Below are 11,513 nucleotides of genomic sequence, written 5' to 3'. Positions count from 1 at the left end.
GACGGCGAGCTCGGCAAGGTCGGCTATGCGACCTATGTCACCGAGCGGCTGGAGGGGTTCGGCGGGCATGTCGACCGCACCCCGGCCAAGGACCTCGCCGACCTGCCCGAGTTGCGGAAGAAGCTGACGGCGATCATGGGCTCGCAGGAGTTCGTCCGCGCGGCGTGCATCGGCCCGGTGCGGCTGCGCGAGACCGACCGCGAGCAGGACGACATCCGCCGCTTTCGCGCCGCGCTCGATGCGCGGGGACAGGGTGTGCGCGGCTTCATGAACGCCGCCTCGCCGGGGCTCATCACCGCATTCCAGCCCAACCAGTATTATCCGACGCACGAGGCCTATCTCGCCGACCTGGTCGATGCGATGCGCCCGGAGTACGAAGCGATCGCGGCGGCCGGCTTCGACCTGCAGCTCGACGCGCCCGACCTCGCGATGGCGGCGCATACCGGCTTCCAGGGCCTGGAGGAGGCCGAGTTCCTGCGCCGCGCGGCGCAGAACGTCGAGGCGCTCAACGCGGCCACCGCCAACATCCCGGCCGAGCGGATGCGGATGCACATCTGCTGGGGGAATTACGAAGGTCCACACGATTGCGACATCGCGCTCGAGAAGATCATCGATATCGTGCTGTCGGCCCGGCCCGCGCAATTGCTGTTCGAGGCAGCCAATCCGCGCCACGACCATGAGTGGACGGTGTGGCGCGACGCGGGCGTGCCCGACGACAAGGTGCTGGTGCCGGGGCTGATCGACAGCTGCTCCAATTACGTCGAGCATCCCGAGCTGATCGCGCAGCGGATCGAACGCTTCGCGGGCATCGTCGGCGCGGAGCGCGTGATCGCGGGCTCGGACTGCGGCTTCGGCACCTTCGCGGGCTATGGCAAGATCGACCCGGCGGTGACGTGGAAGAAGTTCCGCGCCCTGCGCGAGGGCGCGGACCGGGCGGCGGCGCGGTTATAGGGTGTTGGAGCAAGATTAGGGCGAGCAGCTTGGCGATAGCGCGGCAGGTAAGCGTGAGGTCGAAGCGTCCGCTTTGGCGATCGGCGTCGCGATTGAAAGGACACCGATCCTAGGATCGGCGGCCTCATCCTGCCTCGAGCTTCAGAAGATCAGACGGCGTGAGCGACCCGCGCTGCTGCCTGGCGCCGGCGCAACGAGTAGCCCACCACTCCCATCCCCAGCATCATCATCGCCCACGTCGCTGGCTCCGGAACCGCAGGAGCTACCGGCGGGGTCGGCACCGCGGTCGGGACAGACGAGACTATTAGCGAAAAGCTGTCGGAGTTGGCGCCAGCCCGGTAATTGTAAGCGTAGTTGCCGATCGTCAGGCCCATGCTCGCAAATGTCTGCCCTGCATAGAAGGCCGAGTTGCTGATCGCGGCGCCAGACGCATAGCCGATCGGCACGCCAAGAATTGCGAAGGATGTACCTCCATTATCATTGAGATAGACACCACCGCCGGAAGAGCTGGCCGCGTTTGTTTGCCCGCCAGAACCCCAACCTGAAGGGATGCTACCCGTCAAGGTTATATCGTAGCTTTGGAAGCCGTTACCACCGACGATCTGGGTTCGCTGCGCTGGCTGGATGAACGGGTTGAGGGGTCCGAAAGAGTCGAAACTGGTGTCTCGGCTCAGTCCAGCCGTGACCAGCGATCCGATACCGGTCGCCGTGACACCGTCCGTGCCTTGCGTATACGTAACGATGAAAGCGGCGTGAGCACTGCTTGCGCTGAATACCACCCCAGCGCACGCAACGGCGAGCAACTTCAACTTCGAGATCATAAGCCCCCCTCGTATCTCGGCTGATGCTGCCGCGACCACCGGGTCGTAGCCGAATTCAGATGGTCAAGGAACTCTGAATGAGTTTGCGTTGCCGTCCCTTTTCGATGCACGAGTAAAGAGATCAAAGCCGGTCCTTTGACATTTGCACCTTCCCAATAAGGGAGGTTCAACGGGAAAACGCGCTTGGGATGCGCGCTGCGCGCTTCTGCCGGACCATGCTTCCCGAAACCTGTTCCCGATCAAGGTTTCCCGAAACTGCCCATTGGAGATGGAGAAATGGGAATGCGGCAAGCGGTTGAACGACCGGGATGAGCAACAGCCACTCTGCGGCACCAGGTGTCACAACCGAACGGTTTGACGCCGACTAAATGTCGCCTTCACCGATCACGTCCCGAACGTGGATCCACACCCAGGCCGTTACGTGGGCGGTCGCGGTGGCCGACACGGTGATCGCCTTACACCAGCGGCACCGGCACCGCGTCGATGTGTCGGTCGGCATGGGCGCGCTTCACCGCGCGGCTCAGCGCCGGCAGGCATAGCGGGGCGAGGATCGAGCAGCTCGTCAGCGCGAGCAGCCCGATCCACAGGAAGGAGCCCATGTCGACGAACATTCCGCCGATCGGTGCGCCGAACGCGAAGGCGAGCCGTTCGCAGCCGGTGCCCAGCGTCGCCAGCCGGCCGGTCGGATCGATCGCCGCCGCGGTGCCGAGCATCAGCACGTAGAAGAAGATCGTGACGATCCAGTACAGGACGCACGCCAGCGCATACATCCACAGCCCGGTGGACAGCGCCAGCATCAGGCAGGTGGCGCCGCCGCCGACCAGCCCGATCCCGATCGCGGTCGCCCGGTCCAGGCGATCGCTGAGCAGCGCCGCGAGGCCGCTGCCGACCAGGGCCATGAACACGCTGATCGACAGGATGAACCCGATCGTCGGACCCGGAATGTGCAGTGCGTGACCGATCCGCTCCGCGAAGGTCCACATCGCGCCGGTTCCGAGCGAATAGAGCACCCAGATGATCAGCAGCGAGGTTCCGCTTTTCAGGCTGCGGCCGCTGACGGCGTCGACCCTCGCCGCGGCGGCAGCGGCGGGTGCGGCGGTGGCGGGGGTGTAGCGGAAGCCCCATAGCAGCGGGATCGAGACCACCAGCAGGATCGCGATCCCCAGGAAAATGCCGCGCACGCCGAAATAGCTGTTGGCCAGCGGCAGCAGCGACAGCAGGGCGACGAGCAGCAGCAGGCCGCCCGAACTGGACGCGGCATAGACCTTGTCCGCCTGCGCCGATGCCGCCGGAGCGCCGACGGTCGCGGACAGCATCAGACAATAGCCGAAGCCGCTGATCAACCCGAGCAGACACAGCAACGGCAGGCTCGCCGGCGAGAAATAGAGGGCCGCGTTGCTGGCGGCGGCGATCAGCAACCCCGTCAGGCACACGACGAACGGGCGATAGCGGTGGGAGAGCGGCGCGAAGAAGATCATGCCGAGCGCCAGCGTCCCGACCTGGAAGAAGCCGAACACGCCGGCGGCGGTCGCGGTCAGCCCGAAGCCGTCGATCAGCGAGCCGACCTGGAGCGGCATCGCGCTGGTGCATAGATGCGCGACCGCGTTGCCCACCGCGACCGCGAAGACAAAGGCCAGGAATTGCCAGGAAAAGCGGGGTTTCGTCATGGCTGTTCCTCGTCTGGATGCTCCATGGATCGATCGCGATCGCGGATGCCGGGTCAGGTGGCCATGTCGGCGAACGCCTCGATCCGCGCCGTTCCTTCGCGCATCGCGACGATCGCGCCCGGGAGCTGCTCGGTCGCAATGGACAGGGCGTGACGGCCGCAGGCGACCAGGGCGGCGTCGTCCGAGCCGGCCAGGCGCGCGCCGGCCCAGCCGTGCGCGACGAGCGTCGCCGCTTTAAGTCCCGCGCGCGCGGCGGCGTCGATCTCGATATCGCCGCGCGCCGTGTCGCGCAGCCACGTCGTCGCACTCTCCAGTTGGTCGAGCAGCCCGCGCAGCGGATGGGCGCACGCGTCGGGCAGCCTCGCGAGGTCGGCTGCGATCGCCGCGACGAACGCTTCGTAGCCGGCGTCGCGCGGCAGCCAGCGGCGGCGGACGAGATCGAGCGCCTGCATCCCCGTCGTGCCTTCGTAGATGGCGAGGATGCGCGCGTCGCGCAGATGCCGCTCGATCGGCCATTCGGTCGTATAGCCGGCGCCGCCGAACAGCAGGATCGCCTCGCCCGCGATGTCATAGGCGGTCTCGGCGCCGCTGTTCTTGACGATCGGCAGCAGCCAGCCGAGCAGCGCCGCCGCCTCCGCGCGCGCCTGGGCGTCGGGGTCCAAGTCCGCCAGGTCGGCCGTGACCGCCGCGGCGTAGACGATGCCGCGCAACGTCGCGATCCGCGCGGCCATCCCGATCAGCATCAGCTGGACGTCGGCATGCGCGACGATCGGCACGGCCGGCCGGTCGCGCGGGCCGCCCTGGCGGCGTTCCTCGGCATAATGCGCGGCGGCCAGCAGGCAGGCGCTGGCCAGGCCCAGTCCCTGCGTGCCCACCTGGAGCCGCATCGCGACGATCATCCGGAACAGTTGCGGCACGCCGCGCCCCTCCGCGCCGATCAGGATCGCCGCCGCATCCTCGAATCCCAGCGCGCACGTCGGGGAGCCGTGCAGGCCGAGTTTTTCCTCCATCCGGCGTACGATCACGGCATTGCGCCGTTCCCCGCCATCATCCCCTTCCATCGTACTCGGCACGAGGAACAGGCTCAGCCCGCGCGTTCCCGCCGTCGCCGGGTCGGACCGCGCGAGCACGAGATGCGCGATGCGATCGTTCAGCGGATGATCGCCATAGGAAATCCAGATCTTTTCGCCCGTGACGCGCCAGGCGTCGCCCTGGCGCGTCGCCGCCGTGCGGATGCGTCCGACGTCGGAGCCGGCGTCGGGCTCGGAGATGCAGATCGTGGCGCCGGCCTCGCCCGTGGCGAAGGCCGGCACCCAGGCCCCGGCGATATCCGTCGCGGCGTGCGTCAGCAGCAATCGCGCCGCCGATCGCGCCGCCCCCGGCGCCATGCCGAAACTGACCGAGCCGCGATCGAACAGCTCCTGGATCGGCATCGCCAGCGCGGCCGGCAGCCCCTGTCCGCCATGGCTTTGCGGGATGTCGGTCGCCCCCCAGCCGGCGTCGCGATAGGCCGCCCAGACGTCGCCGTGCCCGGGCGCGAGCTCGACCCGACCGTCGCGCAACGTGCATCCGGCGCGGTCGGCGTCGCGGTCGAACGGCGTCAGCCGATCGGCCGAGAAACGATCGGCTTCCGCCAGGATCGCCGTCATCGTGTCGTCGTCCAGCAGCGCATCCATGCCGGCCAGCGCACGCAATCGCTCGATGCCGGGGGAGAGGCCGAGCTGCCGCACCAGCGTAGCGACCGAGGCAACGGAGCCGACGTTCATGCGGAGCCCGCCTCAAGTGGAAAGGACATCGGCCATCATGGCGGCTGCCGGCCGGCTATTCTTGTCGGACCGCGACGACCACGCTTGTTCCGTCGGACAAACCGCGCTTCGGTCGGGGGCCGGGATGCTTCAATGCGCCGTGCGCCGCCGGACGTCCCTGGGCGCCTGGTGATACTCGCTGCGGAAGGCGCGGCTGAAATGCGCGGCGTCATTGAACCCCCAGCGAAACGCGATCTGGGTGATCGACAGGCCGTCCTTGCTCGGGTCGAGCAGATCTTCCCGGCAACGCGCGAGACGCCGGTGCCGGATCCAGCCGCACGTCGACCAGTCGGTGTCGGCAAAGGACCGATGCAGCCGCCGGATCGAGATGCCGCAGCCACCCGCAATCTCCGTCGGACCGAGATCGGGATCGGCCAGATGGGCATCGATGAAGGCACGAATGCGGTGGTCCGGCAGCTGTTGCTGCCGATCGTCGCGGGGAAGGCGTTCGCGTTCGACCATATGCTTGACGATGTCGGTCAGCATGCGCCGGGCGTGCACCGCATCCGCGTGCTCGAACCGGTCCGCGGAGCGAGCGATCATCATCAACGTCGATCGCGCCAATCCGCCGATCCCGGCGCGCCCGGACCATCGCTGGGGACGGGCGAAGAAATTGGCGGGACATCGGGTCATCAACTCGGCGGCCGGGATATAGGCCGCGAGCTGCCGCGTCGCGCCGTCGAACCGACACGTGAACGGGCGATGCGTATCCAGGATGGCGATGTCGTGCGGGCCGATCTCGGTCACGCCGCCGCCCTGCGCGATCACGGCGCGCCCGGTCATCTGCATGACGAGCATCATGTGGCCGCAACGCCCCTCGGCCAGCGCGCGCTTGTCGTGGGCGATCTCGACCGCGTTGTGGAAGAGATGCCCGATATCGATCCCGCCCACGTCGCGGATCTTGATCGACGCCTCGAAGCCCTCGTCACGAAAGCCGAATCGGGGCGCGCGACCGCATAGCGCCTTGATCTGATCCCCCCAGGCCTCGCGCGCCTGGCTGCGGCGCATATCGAGCGTGGAAAAATCGATCATGGCCGTGCCCACCCTCCTGCGCCGTCGCGTCGGCTTTTATCGTTGCGAGATGTCTTGGCCGCCCGCGCCGTCATCGGCGTCGGGTGACGTCTCGCTGCAACAAGCGCGCTTGTCGCAAGCGGGCAAGATGCCGGCATCGAATACGGCCAGACTGATCCGATCGCAAGCGTTGATTTTCCTGCTGGGAAACACTTATGAAAAAAAGTCGATGGTCGATGCCGCGCCGGGCGTGGCGACAGGCGATGGGCGCCGTGCGGCCGCGACGGCGTCGGGCGCCGGGCCGGTCGTCAGCCCCTCCGATCGCCGCGAGGGGGTGACCATGTTCATCGACAGCAAGCGGGGCGCGGCATCGGGCCTAGGACCGGCGGGCGCGGCCACCGTCGCGACCGGCGCAATGACCGGCGCCGAAGGCCTGCTGCGCACCGTCTCGGCCTGCGGTGTCCGGCTGTGCTTCGCTAATCCCGGCACGTCGGAAATGCATTTCCTGGCGGCACTCGAACGGGTGCCGGACATCCGGCCGGTGCTGGGCCTGTTCGAGGGGGCGGTGACCGGCATGGCCGACGGCTATGCCCGCGTCACCGGCACGCCGGCGATGACGCTGCTCCACCTCGGGCCGGGCTTCGCCAACGGCATCGCCAACCTCCACAATGCCCGGCGCGCCAAGAGCCCGGTCGTGAACGTGGTCGGCGACCATGCGACCTACCATAATCGCTGGGACAGCGCGCTGAAGACCGACGTGGCGGCGCTGGCGCGGCCGGCGTCCGACTGGCTGACGGTCTCGGCGAGCGCGCAGACCGTCGCGGCCGACGGCGCGCGGGCCGTGGCCGCCGCGCTCGAGCGACCCGGACGCATCGCCACGCTGATCCTGCCCGCCGACACCGCGTGGGGCCAGGCCGACGGTCCGTGCCGGCCGCTGCCGGGGCAGGCGCCGCCGGCGCTGGACGACGCCGCGGTGACGCGCGTCGCGCGCATCCTGCGCGACCGCGGGAACAGCTCCACCCTGTTCGTGCGCGGGGCGGCGGGCAGCGCGGCCGGCCTGGCGGCGGTAGGACGGATCTGCGCGCGTACCGGCGCGCGGGCGATGATGGACCTGTCGACCGGCACGGTGCTGCGCGGCCGCGGGCGTTTTCCGATCGCGCGCGTGCCCTACCGCGCCGAAGACGCGGTCCGCGCGTTGCACGACGTGACCGACCTGATCCTCGTCGGCGCCCAACCCCCGGTCGCCCCCTTCGCCTATCCCGATTACCCCAGCTGGTGCGTGGCGGAGGGCACCGCGCTCACCTATCTCGCCCACGAGCACGAGGACGAGGTGCGCGCGTTGGAGGCGCTCGCCGAGGCGCTGGGCGCCGGGCGGTTCGAGCCGGCGTCTGCCGCCGCCACGGCCGTCGAGGCGTCGACCGGCGTGCTGGACGCCGCCGCGATCGGCCGCTCGGTCGCGCGGCACCTGCCCGAGGACGCGATCGTCTCCGAAGAGGCGATCAGCAATGCGTTTCCGATCGTCGCCGCGCTGACGGCTGCGCCGCCGCATCTGCATCTGGCGCTGACCGGCGGTGCGATCGGCCAGGGCATCCCGCTCGCGACCGGGGCGGCCGTCGCGGCGCCCGGACGCAAGGTCGTCAACATCCAGGCGGACGGGAGCGCGATGTACACCCTGCAGGCGCTGTGGACGCAGGCGCGCGAGCGGCTCGACGTGGTGACGATCATCCTCGCCAACCGTTCCTATGCGGTGCTACGCGCCGAGGTCGATCGCGTCGGGGCGACGATCGGCGCAGGGCTGTCGGCAGGGTTGCTTGACATCGACGATCCGGCGCTCGATTGGGTCGCTCTGGCCCGCGGCATGGGTATCGAGGGCTGCCGGGCGACCTCCGCCGAACAGTTCGACGACATGCTCGCGAGCGCGATGGCGGCGACGGGTCCACGGCTGATCGAGGCGGCGATGCGCGCCTGATCGGCCGGTCGCAGGGTCAGCGCGAAGGATGGGAAGCCGGTGCAGGCGGAGGACGGGGACGGGGACGGCGCGGAGGGTTACCAGACCGGGTCGAGCGCGCCCGCGGCCGACAACCGCGTCCTGGAACGTGCGCTCGGCGGACAGATCCGGTTGCTGCGGCGGCGGCTCGACCTGTCGGTCGCCGATCTCGCCGGGGCATCGGGCATTTCGGTCGGCATGATGTCCAAGATCGAAAACGGTCAGATCTCGCCGTCGCTCAAGACGGTGCAGGCGCTGGCGGGGGCGCTGTCCGTGCCGGTCTCCTCCCTGTTCGCATCGGTGGAGGAGCGGCAGGACTGTTCGTTCGTCGCCGCCGGCCACGGCCTGAGCATGGAGCGTCGCGGCACCAAGGCCGGGCACGGCTATCAGCTGCTCGGCCATCTGCTCCGCGGCGACATCGTCGTCGAACCCTACATGATCTCGCTCGACGAGCAGGCGCAGCCCCATACCAGCTTCAGCCACGCCGGGATCGAGCTGCTCTACATGATCGAGGGCGAGGTCGAGTATCGCCACGGCGGCGAAGTCTACACGCTGCGCCCCGGCGACACGATGATGTTCGATTCCAGCGCGCAGCATGGGCCCGAGCGGCTGCTGCGGCATCCGATCCGGTATCTGTCGATCATCGTCTATCCGCGCGAGTTCAGCTAGGGACGGGGCGGCCCCCCCCCCACCCCTTTGTCGTACCGTGTCAACGAGGTTTGTCGATGCGCGCCAGGCGGGGATGGCGGCCGGGCAAGGCGCTTGCGCGCCGGCGGGATCGATCCGTAAGCCGTGGCATCAAGGCACGCGGCCCTGTCGCCGGTGACGGCGCCTCGCGCGGCGTAGGATCGAAGGTCGACGATGAAGCAGTTCAAGGACTATCTGCGCCTGAGCCGTCGGCGGCTGCCGCACTTCCTGTTCGAATATATCAACGGCGGGACGTTCGACGAAATAACGCTGGACGACAACGTCGCGCGGCTGGCGCAGGTCAAGCTGCGTCAGCGCGTGATGCGCGACATGTCGGAGATCACGACGCGGACGACGCTGCTCGGCCAGCCGTTCGCCATGCCGGTCGTCTTGAGTCCCGTCGGGCTGGTCGGCATGACCGTCCGCCGCGGCGAAGTCCAGGCGGCCCGCGCGGCGGTGCGCAGCGGCATCCCCTATTGCATGTCGACCTATTCGCTCTGCCCGATCGCGGAAGTGGGCGAGCGCGTCGACGCGCCGTTCTGGTTCCAGCTCAACATGTTCAAGGACCGCGGCTTCATCCGCGAAACGCTGGCCGAGGTGGCGCGCTATTGCTCGACGCTGATCTTCAGCGCTGATCTGTCGGTGCTCGGCACGCGCTATCGCGATTATCGCACCGGGCTGTTCGCGCCGGCCGGGCTGCGCGGGCAGGCGATGCGCTTTCTCCAGGCGGCGGTGCGGCCGGGATGGGCCTGGGACGTCGGTCTGCGCGGTCGCCCGCACGGGCTCGGCAACATCCAGCGATATCTCGATGCGCATGGGATCGCCGAGGATACCCATCACTGGACCGGCGCCAATATCGACCCTTCGACGACCTGGCGCGAAGTGGCCTGGATTCGCGAGCAATGGGCCGGGCCGCTCGTCATCAAGGGCATTCTCGATCCCGACGATGCCGAGGAGGCCGTCGCGGTCGGCGCCGACGCGATCGTCGTCTCGAACCATGGCGGGCGGCAGCTCGACAGCGCGTCGGCGACGGTCGACGCGCTGCCACCGATCGCCCGCCGCGTCGCCGGACGCAGGACGGTGTTCGTCGATGGCGGCATCCGATCGGGCCTCGACGTGCTCAAGATGCTGACGCTGGGCGCCGATGGCGTCTTCCTGGGGCGGGCGTGGGCGGCGGCGCTCGCGGCGCAGGGGGAGGCGGGCGTCGTCGATTTCCTGGCCACGATCCAGGCGGAGCTGGTTCAGGGACTGGGGATGACCGGACATCGCAGCGTCGCGGAGATCGCGCGGCCGTTCTAGCGCGGTGTCCCTGACGGCCAGCGATTGGGCACGATGGAGCAAGATTGCCCGTGCCGACGCGCCCTATGACGAACGGAACAGCGAAGGAGCGGGACGTGCAGGAACATGCCAGGGTAGTGGTGATCGGCGGCGGCGTGATCGGGTGCAGCGTGCTGTATCACCTGACCAAGCTCGGCTGGAGCGACGTCGTCCTGCTCGAGCGCAAGGAACTGACCGCGGGCTCGACCTGGCACGCCGCGGGTGGGTTCCATACGGTCAACGGCAACGCCAACATCTCGCGGCTGCAGGCCTATACCTGCGGCATCTACCAGGAGCTGGAGGCGCTGACCGGGCTGTCGACCGGTGCGCATTATGTCGGCGGGCTGCTGGTGGCGGCGACCGAGGCGCGCTGGAACTCGCTGCTCGCCGAACATACCCGGCACCGCGTGCTCGGCCTCGAATCGGAGCTGGTCGGCCCCGAGGAGATCAAGCGGCGCGTGCCGATCATGGACGTGTCGGAGGTGATCGGCGCGATCTGGGACCCGATCGAGGGCTATATCGATCCGTCGAGCGCGACCAACGCCTATGCCGCCGCCGCGCGGAATGCCGGCGCCACGATCTACAAGCACACCAAGGTCGAGGGGCTGACGCGCCGCCCGGGTGGCGAGTGGGAGGTGCGCACCGACCAGGGAACGATCGTCGCCGAGCATATCGTCAATGCGGCGGGCCTGTGGGCGCGCGAGGTCGGGCGGATGGCCGGCGTCGAGCTGCCGCTGGTGCCGATGGAGCATCATTACCTCATCACCGAGGATTTGCCGGAACTGGAAGGCCTGCCCGAGCTGCCGGCGGTGGCCGATCTCGATGGCGGGCTGTACATGCGGCAGGAGCGCGGCGGGATGCTGCTCGGCGTCTACGAGGCGAAGGCGACGCCCTGGGCGGTCGAGGGCACGCCGTGGGACTATGCCGAGGACGAGCTGCTGGTCCCCGACCTGGAGCGGATCGGCGACGAGCTGACGCGCGGGTTCCGGCGCTTCCCCGCGATCGAGCGCGCCGGGATCAAGCGCATCGTCAACGGCCCCTTCACCTTCTCGCCCGACGGCAATCCGCTGGTCGGGCCGGTCGCCGGGCTGCCCGGTTTCTGGGTGGCGTGCGGGGTGATGGCGGGTTTCGTGCAGGGCGGCGGCGTCGGCCGCTCGCTCGCCGAATGGATCGTCGAGGGGCAGGCGACGATCGACGTGTTCGGGATGGACATCGCGCGCTTCGACCCGAAGCTGCCCGAGCCGGTGACGATCGCGCGCGCGCGCGA

9 protein-coding genes are annotated in these 11,513 nt (G+C 68.9%); 5 read left to right on the top strand and 4 right to left on the bottom strand.

Annotated elements, in window-relative coordinates; genetic code table 11:
* A partial coding sequence (locus tag ACFE64_RS13335) for an epoxyalkane--coenzyme M transferase (RefSeq protein ID WP_375392950.1) occupies positions 1-951 on the top strand: 951 nt, incomplete at its 5' end.
* 149 nt (positions 952-1,100) lie between these two features.
* Here the strand turns inward: ACFE64_RS13335 and ACFE64_RS13330 are convergent.
* The 4 genes from ACFE64_RS13330 to ACFE64_RS13315 form a co-directional block, all read right to left on the bottom strand.
* The gene (locus tag ACFE64_RS13330; RefSeq protein ID WP_375392949.1) at positions 1,101-1,772 is read right to left on the bottom strand and encodes a PEPxxWA-CTERM sorting domain-containing protein; all 672 of its coding nucleotides are present in this window, start codon (positions 1,770-1,772) and stop codon (positions 1,101-1,103) included.
* 455 nt (positions 1,773-2,227) lie between these two features.
* Positions 2,228-3,439 (bottom strand): MFS transporter, encoded by a 1,212-nt coding sequence (locus ACFE64_RS13325; RefSeq protein WP_375392948.1) that lies wholly within the window; start codon positions 3,437-3,439, stop codon positions 2,228-2,230.
* A gap of 53 nt (positions 3,440-3,492) precedes the next feature.
* Positions 3,493-5,205 (bottom strand): acyl-CoA dehydrogenase family protein, encoded by a 1,713-nt coding sequence (locus ACFE64_RS13320; protein ID WP_375392947.1) that lies wholly within the window; start codon positions 5,203-5,205, stop codon positions 3,493-3,495.
* 129 nt (positions 5,206-5,334) lie between these two features.
* A complete protein-coding gene (locus ACFE64_RS13315; protein ID WP_375392946.1) occupies positions 5,335-6,276 on the bottom strand; it encodes a helix-turn-helix domain-containing protein in 942 nt (313 codons plus the stop codon).
* Between the two features lie 208 nt (positions 6,277-6,484).
* On the opposite strand from ACFE64_RS13315, the gene ACFE64_RS13310 reads away from it, so the two are divergent.
* The 4 genes from ACFE64_RS13310 to ACFE64_RS13295 all read left to right on the top strand — a co-directional run.
* On the top strand, positions 6,485-8,224 hold the full coding sequence (locus ACFE64_RS13310) for an acetolactate synthase large subunit (protein WP_375392945.1): 1,740 nt from the start codon (positions 6,485-6,487) through the stop codon (positions 8,222-8,224).
* A gap of 39 nt (positions 8,225-8,263) precedes the next feature.
* Positions 8,264-8,911, top strand: a complete 648-nt coding sequence (locus ACFE64_RS13305; protein ID WP_375392944.1) for a helix-turn-helix domain-containing protein — start codon at positions 8,264-8,266, stop codon at positions 8,909-8,911.
* Between the two features lie 192 nt (positions 8,912-9,103).
* On the top strand, positions 9,104-10,228 hold the full coding sequence (locus ACFE64_RS13300; RefSeq protein ID WP_375392943.1) for an L-lactate dehydrogenase: 1,125 nt from the start codon (positions 9,104-9,106) through the stop codon (positions 10,226-10,228).
* A 95-nt stretch (positions 10,229-10,323) separates the two neighbouring features.
* Positions 10,324-11,513 (top strand): NAD(P)/FAD-dependent oxidoreductase (locus tag ACFE64_RS13295; protein WP_375392942.1); only part of this gene is annotated, 1,190 nt, incomplete at its 3' end.

The organism is uncultured Sphingomonas sp. (assembly GCF_964250165.1).
In the GTDB taxonomy this organism is placed as follows: Bacteria; Pseudomonadota; Alphaproteobacteria; order Sphingomonadales; family Sphingomonadaceae; genus Sphingomonas.
The sequence above is the reverse complement of the archived record's forward strand: the minus strand, read 5'-3'. Positions and strand labels throughout refer to the sequence as shown.